The 19289-nt window shown below is 50.5% G+C and carries 18 protein-coding genes; all 18 read right to left on the bottom strand.

Features of this window, described 5'->3' with window-relative positions; genetic code table 11:
• Positions 1-211 precede the first annotated feature (211 nt).
• Positions 212-1102: an Hsp33 family molecular chaperone HslO gene (gene hslO / locus ACE3MQ_RS25490; protein ID WP_379398091.1), complete on the bottom strand. Its 891-nt coding sequence runs from the start codon at positions 1100-1102 to the stop codon at positions 212-214.
• Positions 1103-1194: 92 nt separating this feature from the next.
• Entirely contained in the window at positions 1195-1959 is a 765-nt protein-coding gene (locus tag ACE3MQ_RS25485; protein ID WP_379398089.1) for a type III pantothenate kinase, read from the bottom strand.
• Between the two features lie 5 nt (positions 1960-1964).
• On the bottom strand, positions 1965-2831 hold the full coding sequence (nadC, locus tag ACE3MQ_RS25480; RefSeq protein ID WP_379398087.1) for a carboxylating nicotinate-nucleotide diphosphorylase: 867 nt from the start codon (positions 2829-2831) through the stop codon (positions 1965-1967).
• Complete coding sequence (gene nadB / locus ACE3MQ_RS25475) at positions 2821-4437, bottom strand: L-aspartate oxidase (RefSeq protein WP_379398085.1); 1617 nt, start codon at positions 4435-4437, stop codon at positions 2821-2823. Before nadB ends, nadC begins: the two co-directional genes overlap by 11 nt.
• A gap of 39 nt (positions 4438-4476) precedes the next feature.
• Positions 4477-5415 carry a quinolinate synthase NadA gene (gene nadA, locus ACE3MQ_RS25470; RefSeq protein ID WP_379398083.1) on the bottom strand — a complete coding sequence of 313 codons (939 nt, stop codon included), beginning with the start codon at positions 5413-5415 and terminating at the stop codon, positions 4477-4479.
• A gap of 407 nt (positions 5416-5822) precedes the next feature.
• Positions 5823-7967 carry an ATP-dependent zinc metalloprotease FtsH gene (gene ftsH, locus ACE3MQ_RS25465; RefSeq protein ID WP_379398081.1) on the bottom strand — a complete coding sequence of 715 codons (2145 nt, stop codon included), beginning with the start codon at positions 7965-7967 and terminating at the stop codon, positions 5823-5825.
• 102 nt (positions 7968-8069) lie between these two features.
• Complete coding sequence (gene hpt, locus ACE3MQ_RS25460) at positions 8070-8609, bottom strand: hypoxanthine phosphoribosyltransferase (RefSeq protein ID WP_379398079.1); 540 nt, start codon at positions 8607-8609, stop codon at positions 8070-8072.
• Positions 8610-8669: 60 nt separating this feature from the next.
• Entirely contained in the window at positions 8670-10103 is a 1434-nt protein-coding gene (tilS, locus tag ACE3MQ_RS25455; protein ID WP_379398116.1) for a tRNA lysidine(34) synthetase TilS, read from the bottom strand.
• Between the two features lie 58 nt (positions 10104-10161).
• Entirely contained in the window at positions 10162-11100 is a 939-nt protein-coding gene (locus tag ACE3MQ_RS25450) for a serine/threonine protein kinase (protein ID WP_379398114.1), read from the bottom strand.
• Complete coding sequence (locus ACE3MQ_RS25445) at positions 11084-11827, bottom strand: vWA domain-containing protein (protein ID WP_379398077.1); 744 nt, start codon at positions 11825-11827, stop codon at positions 11084-11086. Before ACE3MQ_RS25445 ends, ACE3MQ_RS25450 begins: the two co-directional genes overlap by 17 nt.
• Positions 11828-12199: 372 nt before the next feature.
• Complete coding sequence (gene spoIIE, locus ACE3MQ_RS25440; RefSeq protein WP_379398075.1) at positions 12200-14704, bottom strand: stage II sporulation protein E; 2505 nt, start codon at positions 14702-14704, stop codon at positions 12200-12202.
• A 385-nt stretch (positions 14705-15089) separates the two neighbouring features.
• A complete protein-coding gene (locus tag ACE3MQ_RS25435) occupies positions 15090-15569 on the bottom strand; it encodes a S1 domain-containing RNA-binding protein (RefSeq protein ID WP_379398073.1) in 480 nt (159 codons plus the stop codon).
• 114 nt (positions 15570-15683) lie between these two features.
• On the bottom strand, positions 15684-16031 hold the full coding sequence (locus ACE3MQ_RS25430) for an FtsB family cell division protein (protein ID WP_379398071.1): 348 nt from the start codon (positions 16029-16031) through the stop codon (positions 15684-15686).
• Positions 16032-16047: 16 nt separating this feature from the next.
• Entirely contained in the window at positions 16048-16617 is a 570-nt protein-coding gene (gene yabQ / locus ACE3MQ_RS25425) for a spore cortex biosynthesis protein YabQ (protein WP_379398069.1), read from the bottom strand.
• The gene (yabP, locus tag ACE3MQ_RS25420; protein ID WP_379398067.1) at positions 16614-16895 is read right to left on the bottom strand and encodes a sporulation protein YabP; all 282 of its coding nucleotides are present in this window, start codon (positions 16893-16895) and stop codon (positions 16614-16616) included. The genes yabQ and yabP overlap by 4 nt, the downstream gene beginning before the upstream one ends.
• A gap of 131 nt (positions 16896-17026) precedes the next feature.
• The gene (locus ACE3MQ_RS25415; protein ID WP_125081651.1) at positions 17027-17299 is read right to left on the bottom strand and encodes an RNA-binding S4 domain-containing protein; all 273 of its coding nucleotides are present in this window, start codon (positions 17297-17299) and stop codon (positions 17027-17029) included.
• Positions 17299-17571: an HU family DNA-binding protein gene (locus tag ACE3MQ_RS25410; RefSeq protein WP_110930517.1), complete on the bottom strand. Its 273-nt coding sequence runs from the start codon at positions 17569-17571 to the stop codon at positions 17299-17301. Before ACE3MQ_RS25410 ends, ACE3MQ_RS25415 begins: the two co-directional genes overlap by 1 nt.
• A 184-nt stretch (positions 17572-17755) precedes the next feature.
• The gene (gene yabN / locus ACE3MQ_RS25405; protein ID WP_379398064.1) at positions 17756-19258 is read right to left on the bottom strand and encodes a bifunctional methyltransferase/pyrophosphohydrolase YabN; all 1503 of its coding nucleotides are present in this window, start codon (positions 19256-19258) and stop codon (positions 17756-17758) included.
• Positions 19259-19289 lie beyond the last annotated feature (31 nt).

Genomic DNA, 19289 nt, shown 5'->3' with positions numbered 1-19289 from the left:
AGGACAATCTAATCTAGCTGCAAAAAACGAAAGAGGAGTCGGATTTTCTGCGGTTCTCCTGCCCTCATTTATTTCCGAGTAATTAAGTTGGTATTGTTCTTTCATTATCTTAACAATCTGCGGTAGGAGTTGTCAAGAAAGGATATAAAAAAAATACTTTGCCGCTTAGCCCATCTTCGGAGAACGACAAAGTATTGAGATATTTCCGATGTTATTTCTTGGTCTGGGCCTGAAGCTCGGCAATCCGCTCCGGGCTGAATTTATAAGCTTCATTGCAGAAATCGCATACGACTTCAATCTCTTTATTCTCCTCCAGCATCTCGGTAAGCTCCTCATAACCCAAGCTGATTAGCGTACGTTCCACGCGCTCAACCGAGCAATTGCAAGAGAATACGACTTCCGATTCGTCCAGGAGATTAAAGTCTGGCACAATCCAGCGCAGCATCTCCTCCAGCTCAAGCCCTTGATCAAGTAGAGAGGTTACAGGCGGAAGCTGACCGATCGCCTGCTCAATCGCACTGATCTCCTGGTCGCTGAGACCAGGCAGCAGCTGGATAATGAAGCCGCCGGCCACAATGACCGAAGAATCGGCATCCACAAGCACACCTAGCCCCACGGCTGATGGCGTTTGCTCCGATACGGCAAAATAATACGTAAAGTCCTCTCCAAGCTCGCCGGAGATAAGCGGAACGCTTCCCCGATAAGGCTCTTTGAGGCCCAAATCCTTAGTTACATGGATAAAGCCCGTCGTACCGACCGCTCCAGCCACGTCGAGCTTACCCTGGCTATTGCTAGGAAGCTGTACATGAGGATTCGTGACATAGCCGCGAACCTCGCAGTTGGCGTTCGCATCGGCGATAATCTGCCCGATCGGCCCATCGCCCTTTACCTGAACCGTGAGCTTCTCATCCCCCTTCAGCATAGCGCCCATCATCGTTGCTGCCGTAACGGTTCGCCCCAGAGCTGCTGTTGTGGTTGGGTATGTATCATGACGGCGACGCAGCTCTTCCACAAGTGCAGTCGTGCGCACGGCAAACGCACGTACCTTGCCGTTCATGGCCGTTCCCCGAATTAAACGGTCCTTCTCTTGCTCCGTTCCCATAGATGGTAAGCCTCCTTATACAGATGAATTGATTTCTTTTTAATGGATTTACTGATCACGCGAACTCATTTGCTACCGATTGCCTTACTGCATTACTGATTGCGTTCGTATATGATGCGCAGCCCTTCCAAAGTAAGGAGCTGATTCACTTCCTGAATCGATTCGGCTTCACTGGCAATTAACTCCGCCAGTCCTCCGGTCGCTATCACCTTCAGCTCGGCATCCATCTCCCCGCGAATCCGGTTCACGATACCATCCACTTGCCCCGCATAGCCAAAAATGATTCCCGATTGCATCGCATGAACCGTATTGCGGCCAATGACCTTCTTCGGCTTCTCCAGCTCGATCCGCGGCAGCTTGGAAGCACGCTGGTAGAGTGCCTCCGTGGAAATGCCGATGCCCGGCACAATGGCTCCACCGAGATAATTGCCCGCCGCATCGATGCAATCAAACGTCGTCGCCGTTCCAAAGTCGACGACAACGAGCGGGCCACCATACTGCTCTACCGCAGCTACCGCATTGACGATGCGATCCGCGCCGACCTCGCGCGGATTCTCATATCGCAGATTAAGTCCCGTTTTGATGCCCGGCCCGACAATCAAAGGTTTTTTGCGCATATACTTCTCGCATAGCTCTTCCAGGACATGCATCAATGGAGGGACAACCGAGGAAATGATGACCCCCTCAATATCGTCTACAGCGATTTTGGACATTTGAAATAAATTATAAATCTTTACCCCGTATTCATCGGCCGTAGACTGCCGATTTGTACTAAGTCGGAAATGGTGAAGCAGTTCTCGGCCCCTGTAGATTCCTAATACGATATTTGAGTTGCCTACATCTACCACAACGAACATGCTGCTTACCCCTCTTTCTTCTCGTTCAGATCCAGACTAATGTCCAGACTGTCAAAAGAATACGTGAGCCTTCCGACGGAAATGACATCTACGCCACTCTTGGCGATCCCATAAATCGTCTGTAGGGATACGTTCCCTGAAGCCTCTACCGTAACATGAGGCGCCCTTGCTTTAATTCGGCGCACCGCTTCCTTCATCAGCTCCGGCGCCATATTGTCCAGCATAATAATGTCTGCACCGGCTGCCAAAGCCTCGTCCACCTGCTCCAAATTTTCCGTCTCGACCTCGATGGTCATCGTATGCGGAATAGCCGCACGTGCTCGCTGCACCGCTGAGGCAATCCCGCCGGCACCTTTAATATGATTATCCTTGATCATGACCGCATCATACAACCCGAAGCGGTGGTTGGAGCCGCCGCCTACGCGTACCGCATACTTCTCTAGCATTCGATGCCCAGGCGTGGTCTTCCGCGTGTCGACGAGCCTCGCGGGAAGCCCTTGCAGCGCATCGACATACTGCCTCGTCCGCGTCGCTATTCCTGACAAGCGCTGCAGCAAATTCAAGGCAAGCCGCTCTCCCGTAAGAATACTGTGCGTGCTGCCCTCCACCTCGGCCAATACCGTCCCTTTGCTGACGGCATCGCCATCACTTACCAATGCCTTGAACGAAAGTGAAGGATCTACCACCTCAAAAACAAGGGCAGCGACCGGCATACCTGCTGCGATACCGTCTTCCTTGGCATGGATAATCCCCTTGGACTGATGTCCTGCCGGCACGGTTACAGCTGCCGTAATATCGCCTGAGCCGACGTCTTCCCTAAGCCAGTGGCGAATGGATTCCACCAGACCTTCGTTATATCCGTTAAACATCATCGCTCATTTCCTCCAACATTCCTTTTTTCCGTTGCTGCAAAATATGCTTGCGCCAGCCTGCATCATCACGCTGCGGATAGTCCTCGCGGAAGTGACCGCCTCGGCTCTCCTTCCGGGCTAATGCCGACTCGGTCAACAAAAGGGCGCATGTCAGCATATTAGCATACTCCCACTGTTCCCGGGTATGTAATGCCGCCCTGAATATCGGCAGCTGACGGCGCAGCTCCTCCAGCCCTTTGACCAGCCCTTCTTCGCTTCGGCGCAAACCCACTTGCCGCACCATAACCTTCTGCAGCTTCAATCGCCGTTCCACAATCGGCTGCATAACGGCATCATGGCGCTCGGTTTGACACTTTATGCCCTCCCCTGTTCTATTCAGAGGGGATAGCTCTTGAATGCGTTCAATAATGCGCCGTCCGAACACGATCGCCTCGGACAAGGAATTGCTCGCCAGCCGATTCGCTCCATGAACCCCGGTCGATGACACTTCCCCGCAGGCAAACAGGCGCTGCACGCTAGTCTCGCCATTAAGTCCCGTACGGACTCCTCCCATCATATAATGCGCAGCCGGAGCCACGGGAATCCAATCGGTCGTCATATCCAGGCCGTACCCAATGCAAGTATCATGGATCGTCGGAAAGCGGTGCTTGATCGTCTCCGGTGCCTCATGCGTGATATCCAAATAAACAAAACTCGATTTCGTCTCCTCCATCTCGCTGACAATGGCCCGCGCCACGATATCGCGAGGAGCAAGCTCCAGCAGCTCATGGTATTTCTCCATAAACCGCTCGCCCTTCATGTTGCGCAGCACCGCGCCTTCCCCGCGAACCGCCTCGGATATAAGAAAGCGCGGTGCCCCAGGATAGCAGAGAGAGGTCGGATGGAACTGAATGAATTCCAGATCCCGAATGACGGCTCCAGCCCGGTAAGCCATTGCAATCCCGTCCCCGGTAGCCACATCCGGGTTGGTCGTGTATCGATACAACTGCCCTGCTCCGCCCGAGCACAAAATGGTAGCAAGACCCCGGAGAAATACGCGCTGTCCATCCGGACGCTGAACGAGTGCCCCGATGCATTCATTTTCCTCCGTAATGAGATCAATTACAAAATGCTCGTTCCAAATCTCGATGTTAGAATGGCCAGCAACCTGCTCGGACAACGCACGAACAATCTCATAGCCTGTCGCATCCCCATTAGCGTGAAGAATACGACGATGACTGTGAGCCCCTTCCCGCGTTAAAGCCAGCTCCCCGTTCTCAAGGTCAAAGGCTGTGCCCAGCGTAATCAATTCATTTACTCCAGCAGGCCCCTCATTGACTAGAATATCCACCGCCGCCGAGGAACATAGCCCAGCCCCGGCCATCAGCGTATCTTGTCTGTGGTATTCCGGGGAATCCTCGTCCGAAATGACCGCCGCAATGCCTCCCTGGGCATAACGGGTATTGCTCTCTAGCAGCGATTTCTTCGTAATCACGATAACGCGATGCCTCTCACTTGCTTTAATGGCCGTAAACAGTCCGGCGATGCCTGACCCAATGACGATGATGTCCGTATCGATGACAGGCAGCTCACTTAAATCAAAATCAACCAAATATTGTGGTATCATTACACAGGTCACCTATCTTGAACAAGAGAGTAGCGCATGCTACTTGACTTGTAACATGCGCTCTAAGGAAGTTCTGGCTTTGTCGGCTACGGCAGGCGGCACGTAAATCTGCGGCTGCATCGTCTCCAAGCACTTGACCAGCTTTTTCAAATTGTTGACTTTCATGTTCGGACAGACCAAGAACTTCGTCGCGAAGTGGAACGTTTTATCGGGACTATCCTTCCGCAGTTGATACCCTGTTCCATCTTCTGTTCCCACGATGAACTCCTTGTTGCTTGAATTTCTGCAATACTCCAAAATGGCTGTCGTACTGCCGACGAAGTCCCCCATGGCAACCACCTCAGGACGGCATTCTGGATGAACCACGAACTCCGCATTAGGATGCTTCGCTCGCATCTCCACTACGTCTTTCACCGTCAGCATATCGTGCGTATTGCAGTAGCCTTCCCAAATAATCATCTTCTTGTCGGTGTGCTGCTGTACATAGTGTCCCAGGTTCTTATCCGGCACCCATATAATTTCATCGGAGTCTACCGAATTGATAACCTTAACCGCATTGGAAGACGTACAGCAAATATCCGTCTCAGCCTTGATCTCGGCGGAAGAGTTAATATAAGTTACAACCTTCGCATTAGGATGCTGGGCCTTCAATTTGCGCAGACCATCCACATTGACCATGTCCGCCATAGGGCAGCCCGCACGCTCGTCGGGAATCAATACCGTTTTGTTCGGCGCCAGAATTTTGGCACTCTCCCCCATGAAATGCACGCCGCAAAATACGATCGTATCCGCATCCGTCGAAGCTGCCTTCTGGGCCAGCAAGAAAGAGTCGCCCCGAAAATCGGCAACCTCCTGAATTTCATCACGCTGATAATAATGCGCCAAAATAATAGCGTTGCGTTCCTTCTTCAACTGAAACAGTCTCTCGCGCAGTTCGCGGTTCATTTCCGCCTTCCGCTCTAATGCCAGAGCTTCCACGATGATCCTCCCCCTTAATCATTCATCCGCCGTTCTCTCTATGTAGCGGGATTGCACTCCTGCGTTATCGTCCTATGTTCCTGACAACTCCCTGACACTATAACATTGGAGAACGTATAAAATTTCACGTTGCTCGTCATGAAAGCTGGCCAAGGATGTGAAATTCGGTACGTTCTTATTTGCGTAAAACCGATGTTTCACTTCATTGTCACATTACGGTGTTCAACAACTAATTTACACAAGGTGTGTATCGCTGTCAATCGACCTGAATCCACAATGTATTAAATTTAAAGATTAATAACCAATTTCTAGTTAATCTTAACTGACCATAAGCATTCAGCAAAAAAAGGACAACCCCTAGTAAAATATCTACATAGGGGCTGCCCTGATTCACTTACGTATTCCGATTAGACGGTCGGATTGTTATTTCCGTTGTTCCCGGAGCCTTTATCTGGATCGTCTCCGTCAGGACGGTTACCGTCCGGTAAATCATTCACCGTTCCGTCCGGTGTATCTACGACTGGATCGCTCGTTATGTCATTCGCCGATCCGCCAGGCACGTCATTAGGGATGTCGCCCGTCGGAATGCCTGACGCAGTAGGAGAACCATCCTCAGGCTTGCCTTGGATACGAACGCGTACATCGCCGATATTATCAACGACTGGCTCGCCAGACTCCGTTGATCCGCCGCTGCCTTCGCCACCCTCTTCAGGCTCAAGCAATTTCCCGTGCTCGATCAATTGCTTAATTTGCTCCAGCTCCAGCGTCTCCTTCTCAAGCAAGGTTTGCGCGATAAGATGCACTTCTTTGGAGTGCTCGGTCAGAAGCTGCTTACAACGTTCATACATTTCCGTAATGAAGCGGTGCATCTCCTGATCGATTTCATAAGCGATTTGATCACTATAGTTCTGTTCATGGCCGATGTCGCGGCCCAGGAATACTTGGCCTTGCGATGTGCCAAACTGCATCGGTCCGAGCTTCTCACTCATCCCGTATTCAACAATCATGCTGCGCACGATGCTGGTTGCTTGCTGGAAGTCACTATAAGCACCGGTACCGATCTCACCGATGAACAGCTCTTCGGCAACACGGCCGCCAAGGAGACCCGTTACCTTGTCGAGCAGCTCCTGCTTCGTGACAAGCATCCGATCTTCCTTCGGAAGCATGATGACATAGCCGCCAGCCCGGCCACGCGGAATAATCGTTACCTTGTGAACCATATCCGCATGCTCCAGGAAGTAGCCGACAATCGTATGGCCTGCTTCATGGTATGCTACGATCCGTTTCTCGCGGTCGCTGATCACGCGGCTGCGCTTCTCTGTACCCACGATAACGCGATCGATCGCTTCATCCACTTCTCTCATCGAAATATCCTTGCGATTTCGACGTGCAGCCAAAAGCGCTGCTTCATTCAACAGGTTCGCCAGATCGGCGCCTGTAAAGCCTGTCGTGCGCTTCGCAATAATATCCAGCCGAACATCATTCGTCAGCGGCTTGTTGCGTGCATGCACCTTCAGTACTGCCTCACGGCCTTTCACATCCGGACGATCTACCGTGATTTGACGGTCAAAACGTCCCGGACGCAGCAGCGCCGGATCAAGAATATCAGGACGGTTCGTTGCAGCGATGATGATGATGCCTTCATTAGCCCCGAATCCATCCATTTCTACGAGCAACTGATTGAGCGTCTGCTCCCGCTCGTCATGACCGCCGCCAAGTCCAGCGCCCCGCTGACGACCGACGGCATCGATCTCATCGATAAAAATAATACAAGAAGCCGATTTCTTCGCATTTTCGAACAAGTCACGCACCCGGGAAGCACCCACCCCGACGAACATTTCTACGAAGTCGGATCCGGAAATGCTAAAGAATGGTACGCCAGCTTCACCTGCTACAGCACGAGCGAGCAACGTTTTACCGGTACCCGGAGGCCCTACGAGCAATACGCCCTTCGGAATTCGTGCCCCAACCGCAGAGAACTTGCGCGGATCCTTCAAGAACTCGACAACCTCGACAAGCTCCTGCTTCTCTTCATCCGCCCCGGCCACATCCTCGAATGTAACCTTCTTCTTCTCATCGTTATACAGGCGTGCCTTGCTCTTGCCAAAGTTCATCACTTTGCCGCCGCCGCCCTGGGCCTGGTTAAATAGGAAGAAGAACAGAATGAACATAATCGCAAGCGGTAACAGAGAGGTCAAGAACGTGAGCCAGATGCTCTGCTCCTGCATCTTCTTCCAGTTCAAATGGAAGCCGTTCTGTTCGCTTAGATCCGTGATTTCCTTCAAGACATTCGGGTCGTAAGGAATATAGGTCGTGAAATTCGTCGTTTTGCTATCTCCGACGGCTTGCTTATATTTACCGGTTACCAAATAAGCGTAACCGTCAAATTTCCCTGTAATTTCATCGACGTTGTCAGCCTTCAATTGCTGACGTAATTGATCATATCTAGGGGTGTCGGCCGTTTCATTAGAGCCGGTAACGATTTGGACGATGCCCACCACGACTAAGAAAAGTATTAAATAAAAACCAGAATTCCGGATGAACCGATTCATCCCCTGCCTCCTCTCAAAACAACTTAAGTTATTTTACCATAGTCCCTTACTCATTATCAAAAAAGTCGCAGGCGATGTTCGGCCAAAGGCCAGCTATAGGCTTTAGCTCTTGTACACTTCTGGCTTTAACACTCCGATATAAGGAAGGTTACGATATTGCTCCGCATAATCCAGCCCATAACCGACGACGAACTCGTCAGGAAGCACAAACCCGGACATATCCGCTTCCAAATCAACCGTACGACCTGCCGGCTTATCGAACAGGGTAACGATCTTTACGGACTTCACCTTGCGACGTTCCAAAACATCCACCAAATAGCTGAGCGTCAGGCCGCTATCGATAATATCCTCGACGATCAGAATGTCGCGTCCCTCTACGGAATTGTCCAGATCCTTAATAATCTTGACTTCGCCAGACGATTTTGTGGATGCGCCGTAGCTGGATACAGCCATGAAATCAAGCTCAAGCGGTACTGTAATTTCTTTAACGAGATCCGCCATAAAAATAAAAGCGCCTTTCAGAATGCAAATGACGAGCGGATTGCGTCCCGTATACTCTTCACTAAGACGCTTGCCCAGTTCTACTACTTTGTCCTGAATCTGTTCCCGGGTAATCAAAACTTCTTTAATGTCGTTGTGCAAAATAAGTAGACCTCCTACGTTATACTATGAATGCCATAACCCGGCGATAACCCGATGCTATTACTCACTGTTCCTATCCATAGTTATCAGCACGACGGAGGACGTATGTTGTCCAACCGCGGCTATCGAGGATCTCCGAATGCCGGGAATCCATAGAATCTGACCCTGACCATCGGTGACTATAGGAATACGGGAACGGAGAGAGGGAGGTATTTTCTCGTCGATGAAAATATCTTTGACTTTTTTAGTACCGTTTAGCCCCTTCACTTTCATCATGTCTCCCGGCTGACGGGAACGCACTGTAAGCGGATAAACCAGCTTATCCGCATCAAATACCGCTCTGTCCTTACCGTGCGCCATCGTACTCATAGCATCTTGCCCGGCCGCGGTCTGCGTAAACAACAGGTTGGTACCTAAACCTTGAATAGTAACCTCCGCTGGAACCCTGTCCACGCGGTATGTATAGCGAAGGCTCTTGTTCCCCCCCGCTGCATTAGGTATAAACCTGATGGTGTCGTATTCACGAACACACTGCAGCCCACCTCCAAGATCAAGACTCCATGTCGTGGGGGAGCTTTGAATCGCCCCTTGACGGACACGTTCGATCTTGATAAAATCGCTTTCTTCTATGCCGAAAGGCAGATAATTTAATATTAGTTTAATCAACCTCCGTTGTAAAGCGGCATGTAAGGAGGTAAACGGCCCGATTTGAAAGACTAAACCTTCATCTTTCGAAGTGACCAGCTCCTGATAAGCCTGGTGGGTCGCTTGCTGCATATAATCATCTTCTTCGCCAAGCGTCTCGGCCAGTCGATTCAACGACTCTGCCAACTGTCCATTATATTGCCCCAAAAATGGCAGCACATCCAAACGAATTGCATTTCGTGCATACTTATTTTGAAGATTGCTGCTATCCATGCGATAAGGAATCCCTGAATCCTGGCAAGCCTGCAGGATCTCGGCCTTATAAATTCGCAGCAAGGGACGGATCAGGTTCACGTTATCCTCACGCCGCTTCATGCGCATTCCCGCAAGCCCGGACGGACCGCTTCCGCGCAAAATACGCATCATCACCGTCTCCGCTTGATCATCTGCATGATGGGCAAGGGCAATGGAGGCTGCCCCATATTTCTCGGCCACCGCATGAAGATATTCGTACCTCTTCTCCCGGGCCGCAAGCTGCGTTCCTTTTCCCGATTGCTCCATGTAAGCAGGGACATCGAGGTTCCCTAACTCAAAGGGCACATCAAGCCGCTTGGCCAGCCCCTCCACAAATTCGGCTTCCTCCCGGGATTCTTCAGGTCGAAATCCGTGATTGATATGGGCACATACAAGCGAGAAACCCTGTTCCGTACGGGAGGCTATCGCATGCAATATATGAAGCAAAGCGACGGAGTCAGATCCTCCGGACACGGCGACAACGATACAATCTCCGGGAGACCACAACCGCCCCTCCTCCCCGATGCGGCGAACCCGTTCTACCAGGGGATACATGCTGTAATCATCCAATGTCTCCCACCTCACAACTGATTTATTCCCAAAACTGCAATAGTCAGAACCGAAAGGCCAAATAAAGCGCATAAATCAGCAATGTAACAGACACCGCGAATGCGCTAATAATCCATCGTGGGGTTGAAGCCTTCTTCTTTACTCCCTGCTTGGGAGCCATGATAAGTTCTCTCCATAATAAGCAAGCCTCCGACGTATCGCGGAACTCTCCTTGAATCGCCCTCTTCAGCCATGGCCTGTAGGGCTCGAGTGAAGGAGCCGTATGGACGATGGCCAGCAAATCATCTTTGCTTCTCATCTGCGGCAGCTGTGTTGCCGCATGCTTCAGGGATCGCTCCGAAAGCAGATGGATGCAAACGACGGCAAAGCTGAACCAGTCATAAGAAGGCTCTGCCGTGCGGCCGCCGGCATTCCAGAAGCCCCGGTCATACCATTCGGTGAATTGCTTGACGCTGCGGCCAATACTGCTGACGCCGCCATAATCAATCAGCTCTACTTCTCCGTAAGCCCCTACCAGCACATTCTCCGGCTTCAAATCACCGAATACCCAGCCGGATTCGTGCAAACGACGCAGCTGCTGAAGCAAGTTCAAGCCGGCTGCATCCATCCAGCGGGTTCCCCTTCTACCTAAAAAAGCCCGCAAAGGTTCTCCTTTTATGTATCTCATCACGTAGAAAGGAATCTCCTTGCCCTGGAGAGAATAATCGTCTACCTCTACCAGATAAGCGAGATCCCGTTTAATAGAACCATGCCGTCTTCCTTGGCGCTGCAAGGCTTTTAGCACATTAATTTCAGACTGAATATCCACCGTATCAAAACCCATCTTAAGTGCGTACAGTCTAGCGCTATCCACCTGCTTTACCAAATACACGACCCCATTAGCTCCCTGTCCCAGCAGGCGCTGAATGAGGTATCGGCCGCCCTTCCAGCGTCCGGTGATGAGCGTACCCTGCGGCAGATTCAGCTTAAACGACGTAGTCACCGAGCATTCCTTCTCCTTCATCGGATTCCTCCGGCCAAGCCACTTTTCCGTTTCCATCCAGTGTACCATAACGGAAGAATTCCATCACCTTCTTGATCGCTGGACCGGTAGGCGTCGCCCCCTTCATGACCAATCGCTGAAAAATCGATCTGGCGCTTCCAAGGTCGAGCGTCCAATCCAGATCCAGTACGGCATCCTCGCCTCTAGATCCCGGAAAATGAAAAACAGCTAATTGGCTTTGCCCCTTCCTTGCTCCCAGACTAAGCATCATGTCACGGATCGCCTCCTCCACCGCCGCAAGCTTAGGCTTCATGCTCGCGCTTGCATCAATAAGCAATGCAACCTGCAGGGGACTGCTTTCACTAAAATCATCGATCACTTCGACGACGCGCGAACGCTTATCGGGCGGCAAATCCTCAATGCCGTCACTTCCCAGTATATGTCTCAACTCTCTATTAACCGCCTGCTGAACTGTCTGAACCACCGTCTTGCGCGTAAGCATTTGCATCGTCTGCGCAAGGCGCTCCGTTGCGGTAAGCTGGCTCATTCCGCCTCCCGCCCTGGCAATCTCCGAAATCTCCTGGCTTCCCAACTCACCGATCGTTCCATAATCAACGATACCTACAACGTTAACCGTTATTCCCTCTTGCCGAGCCAGGGCCGCCGCCAGAACCGGACTTTCACCTACATTAGAGCAACCATCCGTGATTAGCATAATTTGTCGCATTAGCATATGCCCCCTTCCATTCTCTCTCTCTCTATCATTTCCAGAGATCTCGGAATTCAAACCACGTGCATGCGCATTTCAACCGAATTCCTCTATAACCAATAATAAGAGAATAAGCACACCCCACAGCGTTCCTGCTGATGTCAAAAAGCTTAGATAAGCCGCAAAAAGGTATAGATACAGGGCTGCCCTACATCCATACCTCCCGCTTTCTGTTCCGTAGCTACTAAATTAAGCGGATCAAAATACCGCTACTACATGATCCATTCACCTTGTAAAAAGAAGCAATCCGGGATAGCGCAGGAGACGCTGGTTCCCCCAAGCACTCTAGCTTTTGCAAACAACGGTAACAAATAGACTAGCCCCTCCCTATCAGCTTACGGTACGGGGGCGCTCAAGCCGGCTAATCCCCGGAATATGCAAAGTCGACCACTGTGGACGCAAATGCTCTACCTTGGCTACCACGACGGTCATATCGTCTTGGATCACATTTTTCTGGTAGCGAATGACGGATTCCAGCAAATGATCTGCCATTTCCTGCGGTTCATCCGTCTTAATCTCTAAAATGAGCCGCTTCATCCATAATTCCTTGTTGACGGCATGACCCGGGGCATCATAGATCCCATCTGTCATCATAATCAAGGTATCGCCCGGTTGCAGTTGAACGGTGACCAGGTCGATATCAATCTCTTGAATAATCCCGATCGGCAGATTACTTGCCGACACAGGGATCACTTCGTTGCCCCTTTTGATAAAGCTTGGGGAGGAGCCGATCTTCATAAACGTCGTCTTAGCCGTATATTCATCGATTAGCGCCATATCGACCGTGGCATAGACCTCATCTGGAGAACGCAGCATAAGGATCGAATTTACCGACTTTATGGCAATCGTCTCATCCATCCCCGATTGCAGCAGCTGCTCCAGGATGTTGAGAGCCGTGCTGCTCTCCTGCCTCGCCCTTTCTCCATTTCCCATCCCATCGCTGATAGCGACCGCAAAGGTTCCATTGCCAAGCTCCATGGCACTAAAACTATCTCCTGATAGCAAATCCCCACCTTTGGCCGTACCTGCTACGCCCGTGACAATTTCGTACGTTTTAGCCGATCCGAACGTTACGGTCGTCAGGCCCTCCTTGCCCCCGCGTTCACTTTCTCCGGTTACCGCGATATGCTCTCCCAGAATATCGGATAACAGCGGCGCGATAATTTTGCGGCATTCGTCAAATCCTCGAGTATAGGCATGAACGATCTCAATCTCCACATTTCCCTGATCCAAATTCACAATGTCGATACTGTAAATGGACAGCCCCAGCTTCTCCAAAGCTTCGCGAATCTGTTCCTCCTGGCGATACATCGCCTGTCCTTCCCGCTTAATCTCCTTAGCCAAGTCCTCCATAACCTGAGATACACCCGACAATTGCTCGGCCACGAGCTGCCGGCTATCGTATATTTGCCGTTTCCACTGCATATCATGTTGGTACAGATCATATTCCCGCTTCATCAGCTCCAGCACTTGATCTGTCTTGGTACACATTTTGCTCCAATTGGCGGGCAGATCCCGTTTCGTTAAATCCGGCTTTTCCTCAATCGCAGTCATCATTTCGGTCATGAATTTATACGTTTGATAGAATTTCCCGTCCCAGCAGCTGTTCCGGCGGTAACAGGTCGAGCAGGCTCCTTCTGTGACTGCATTCATAAAGTGATCCATCTCCTCACTGCGCTTCGCCATGTCACCGGAGCTGGATACTTGTCCAAAGCTGCGGGACAATTGCTTGAATACCTGCGAGAACTGCGTCACCCGTTCAGCCGTAATATCACGCACCCGCTTGGCGTATTCATGCTGCGTTTTCGTATGATCCTGCGTGCCTGGCACATATTTGGCGATCATTCTCATTACGCTGCCTGGGGTTAAAAGGAATAACAGCACGGCCGCACAGCTCTCCCATGTCGAGGAGATAATATCCTTTGAGCCGGTCAAATAAATCGATAGAATCGAGGAACCAAGCAGCATGCCAAAGCCGACAGCCCATTTTCGCCCCTCCCGCATCATGCCTGCCAGCATGCCCGAAAAAGCGAGCAGACTCATTTGATACAGCGCTGCCATATTGGCCAAACTGAGGATCAGTCCCGTAACGACGCCAACCGACGCTCCTAACGAGGCACCGCCGACCAAGGCAAATACCAGGATGAGATACCTGGATAAAATATGCTCTGCCGACAATCCGTAGATTTCCCATCCGACCAGGCCGGTCATGACCGAGGCCAGCATGATGACCAGACATAATATTTCCTCATTACGCAGCTGATAGTTTTTCTTTCGATAGGTGAATATAGGAATCGCTTGCATAAACACAAGCGTTAAAACGAAGCTTAAAACCGCGTCCATCACAGTCATGGTTAAGGCATACCATGTAAGCGAAGGACCGATCACAGCACCGAACAGCCCTACGATAAAGGTGGACGTAAAAACCATTAAAGGGGCGTAGGACAGATCCGCCCGCTCGAACGACTCCATCCCCCGGTAAATCAAATAAAAGATCAGCAGTTCGGCGGCAATGCTTACAACGTGCTCGCCAGACCCGAACAGAGCACCCGCAAGGATGGAAGAAGCTACAAGGATAGCGATATCCCGGCGAAGGAACATCATCACCGCGAAAAAAGCCGCCGCAAAGGGAGACAATTCATCCAAAATGGTTGCTCTACCCAGCAAAAAGCTCATCGTCATCATTAACAGTGCCCAACGGTTTGTTGCAAAGAATTGGCTTGCTTTATTCAGTACAGGCGCTTGGCTCCATCCCCTCCACCAAGACTCCCTTACCTGCTCCTTCGTTGCCCTCCGCGATCCCGGGAAAGCGATGACATTCCATTTTTCCCTCATTCTGGCACCACCTCTTCTAAATTTTGTAAGGTATGTCCCATTATAGGGAGATGCCATCGGAAAGTTTGTCACAAACCGGAACGGATCAAAAGAAATTTCCGACAAATTGAGAGGGATTTATAAAATGGCGCGAATATAGGCCTGTTCTAACATAGCGGCTCCGGAGGGGTTTCTATGTTCGTACTAAACTAGCAAAATAGCGTCCTTATGATCTAGCGATTCCCCTTGAGATAGCTGGAAAAGCGTAGTAACCTGTCGGTAAAAAAATGAAGACGACAAAAAAACCACTCTCGTACTAAGCAAAATTCAGAGTGGCTGATTAGAAAAAAATATAAAAACCGCAGGCTAATCCTTCAGCCTGCGGTGTGCATCATTATATACAAAATTACATACGCTTGGCTCCGCGGCCTCCGCGTTTGCCCTCGGTGTTCTTCTTCAACGAAGAAATGCGCTCTTCACTATCTTTGAGGAAGCGGGACATTTTATCTTCAAAAGAAGCTTTGCCGGCTGGGGGCTTGAATGAACGCCCTCCCCGTTCACGGTTAAATCCGCCGCCGGGACGATCTCCCTCTCTTCCGCTAGGACGATCCGGACGCGGCGCGCGAGGTGGTCTAGCTGCCTCTACCGGTTTGTCCACGGCCTGTTTAATAGAAAGGCCAATCTTGCCGTCCTTGTCAACGTTAATAACCTTAACAGTTACAGCGTCGCCTATCTTCAGGTGATCGTTAACATCCTTGACGTAATTGTCGGCGATTTCTGAGATGTGAACGAGACCCGTGACACCTCCTGACAGATCCACAAATGCTCCGAAATGCGTGATGCCTGTCACTTTTCCTTCTAACTTGGTGCCCACTTCAATTGCCATAAAATAAAATGATCCTCCCTTAAAAATATACAGCCAGGCCTCGAAATCTTGACTGCGGTGATTTGATTATACCGAATGACTGAAACAAGGTCAACAGACGTATGTCCTGCTTAATTAGTCATTTCCTGCCTGTGACTCGGAAACACGAACCGGAATTTCGCCCGGCTTATAAAGACCATACTTCTTCATTGCAATTTGTCCTATATATTCGGGGTCTTGGAGACGATTGATTTCGTACTTCAATTGATCCAAGCTCTGCGTGGCCGCTGCCATTGAAGCTTTGCGTTCCTCCAGCTGCTGAGATTTCACACCTATTTCGCCCGACTGGGAAATGTATGTATACCCTGCCCAACCGAGAAAAACAATCATGAAACCCAGCCACAGCCGAATTCGCCGACGTGCCCCAGCCATTTGATTGGAAGCCTGAGTTTTTGAGCTTGCTGACGTAGTTGCTTTGTGCATAGGGCACCTCCTGACCTCAATGTTTGCCGAACCAACGCTTCCATAAAGCCGTTATTCGTTCTCGCATGGATATCGCCATTTCTACGATTCTGAGCTTCCTGACCAACGGCCTTGCGGCCCAGGCGATGATCTTCCATAACGGAACGAGGGATATCCGCCCCAAAAACAGCATGATGACCCAAATAAAGCCAAGTAACAGCTTGATTCCTTTCAATAACCATATTATCGGCGCTACAATAAAAATACTGAATATTCTCACCGATGCTAGGTAAATCTTTTTAACTATCCTCATTAACATTACCACAAAACGCGCCGTTATAACACTTAAGAACAAAAAATAAATCCAAACGCCTATAAATAATCCAAAAAAAACATAGAAACGCAGTTCACCCTGGTTACTATGGTATAACATGCGGAACACGAACAACGATGCTGCCACCCAATAGACAAAATCTAAAGCATGCACACTCCACCGTGGGAAGCGGAGTTGTCCCGATACGACCCGATAGCTGTCAAAGGCGATCCCCAAAATCCCCCCGGAGGCTGCCATCCATAGGAGCGTCGCCCATTGAATCTCCAAATTCATCGGAACAGCTTGCCGAGCAGCCCTTTGCCGCCGGGTGAAGAGCCGGGATCCAAGTAGGACAAGGAGTTGACAAGGCCCTCGATACTGACGAGTCCCTGCTCCAAATTCAGATTTTTGATATGTAAATTCTGGCCGCGAATCGTTAAATGACCCAGCTCCGTTTGAAGCAAGAACTCCTCGCTATCGAAGCTCTCCACATTAAGGACACCTGTAATTTCAAGCAGCTTCCGCTGGAACAATCGAATTTCCTGATGCTTTCCTTTATTGAGATCCACCATGGCATGTACCCCTCCTTCTTACAGATAGCTTATGGAGGGAGGTATAGGTTTAGAACTGCTAAATAGAACTGCTAAAAAACCAAAACGGCGCCATGACGGCGCCGTAATTTGTTCGTTTCAATCCTAATTGTTCATAGAAAGTTGTCCTTTGGAATCGGCTCTTCCTTCACCAGCGTATACAGTGTGGAGGCCTCCTCCTTGCGAGTGGTTTCTGCCAGCCGTTCGACACGTACAGTTACCAGCTTTTGGCCAAACTGAATCGTAATTTCGTCCCCGACCTTCACAGAGGTGCTTGGCTTGGACTCACGTCCATTGATGAGAACCCGGCCCTGCTCGGAAACATCCTTGGCCACCGTACGCCGCTTGATCAACCGCGACACTTTCAGGAACTTATCAAGACGCATTATTTTACAGCTTCTTTAAGTTTGTTGCCCGCTTTGAAAGCTGGAACGTTAGATGCGGGAATTTCGATCGTTTTACCAGTTTGCGGGTTACGACCTGTGCGTCCGGAACGTTTACGAGTCTCGAACGTGCCAAAGCCGATCAATTGCACTTTGTCTCCGCTAGCGAGAGCTTCAGTAATTTCACCAAGAAACCCGTTCAATACGGACTCAACGTCTTTTTTAGTCAAGCCGCTTTTGCTGGAAATGTTGTTGATCAGATCTGTTTTGTTCATCAATAATGCCTCCCAATAATTAAAGAAATGATGATATACGGCTGTACAAAGGAGTCTATACCTCCCATAAGTCGCCATACCTTTGTAAGAGTATTCTTGCTTCACTTTAAAAATCCTGCCCGAAAGCGATAATTTTTTTTGTTTTTTTCCCAAAAAGCACCGCTATTTAGACAAAATGTCCATTTTACGACTGCTTTTCTAGCTCTTTTACTTCATCCCAGTACTTGTCCATTTCAGCAAGGGAGCTCGTCGCCGGCGTCTTGCCCGCCGCTTTGAGCCTCTGCTCGACATGCTGGAAGCGCCGTACAAATTTGCGAATCGTCAAGGAAAGCGCCTCTTCGGGGTCGACCCCGATAAAACGAGCGGCATTCACGACCGAGAACAGCACATCGCCCAGTTCCAGTGACTGCTCATCGGCGGACTCGGCTTGCTGAACCGACGCTTTGAGCTCCGCCAGCTCCTCTTCGATTTTGGCCCATACCCCGGAAATATCCTCCCAATCGAACCCGGCCTTGGCTGCCTTCTTCTGGAGCTTATAAGCCTTCATCAGGGCGGGCAAATCGCGAGGCACACCGCTAAGCGCAGATTGCTCTTCCGGCTGAATGCCCTTGCTTCGCTTCTCCTCGGCCTTCATGGCCTCCCAGTTGCCGAGCGCCGCTTCCGCATCTTCGGCACTCAGCTCACCAAAGACGTGGGGATGGCGATAGATCAGCTTCTCATTCAAGGCCTGAATCACGTCATAAGCAGTAAAGGTGCCCGTCTCCTCCTCTATTTGCGAATGAAGCATCACCTGAAGAAGTAAATCTCCGAGCTCCTCCCGCATATGATCCGGGTCGTCATCATCGATCGTTTCAAGCACCTCGTACGTTTCTTCAATGAGGTTTTTGCGGATAGACTGATGGGTCTGCTCCCGATCCCAAGGGCAGCCTTCCGGGCTCCGCAGAATCGCGACGATTTCATGCAGGCGCTGAAAGCTTCTGTTGCGCAATTGATCATCCTGGCTCGCCGGAATGTAAATCAGCGACAAATTGCCATACCCGGACACGTGATCCAGCTCGTGAAGCGGTACGCGAAATATTTGCTCCTGTCCCTCAACGCCAAGAGCATGGCAGGCGATCACTTCGTAGTCATCGGGGTACATTTCCATGAGGCTAAGCTTCACGTCAGATGCCGTAAAGGTATCATACACTTGGCCAATCAGTGTATGCATGCGCGGATCCAGCGTCATGCCTCCTACATCAGATGCGTCGAACAGCTGGAAGCCCTCGATAGGGTCAAAGCCGAGCCGGACAAAAGCTTCATCCAAAAAGCTCTCCCCGCCGCGCACCTGCAGCTCGATTCCTTCTTCTGGACAGCGACGCCGCAATATTTGCACGGTTGCTTCGGCGACCATTGGGTGTCCCGGAACCGCATATAGTATAGTTGTGTCGTCCGCAGCACGCTGTGCCCTTGCTACCAGTTTCGCTGCGATCTCTTCATATACGGACGGAAAGTTATCCTTCTCCTCATATACCGAGTCAAAAGATTGAAATTCAATACCTTGCTCGCCTTCAAGCCAGGATACGACCGGATGATCCTTCGTGCGAACATATCGCTCTGTCGCTGTCTTTAACTGTTTCATTATGCCTAGAGTCAATTGATCCGGATCCCCCGATCCAAGGCCAACTACGATGATCGCTTTGCTCATGTGGCTTCACACTCCTGTTCTAGCATCTTGT

The sequence above is a fragment of the Paenibacillus lentus genome (assembly GCF_042714055.1).
In the GTDB taxonomy this organism is placed as follows: Bacteria; Bacillota; Bacilli; order Paenibacillales; family Paenibacillaceae; genus Fontibacillus; species Fontibacillus lentus_A.
Note: the sequence above shows the minus strand (reverse complement) of the source record. Positions and strands in the feature narration are given on the sequence as shown.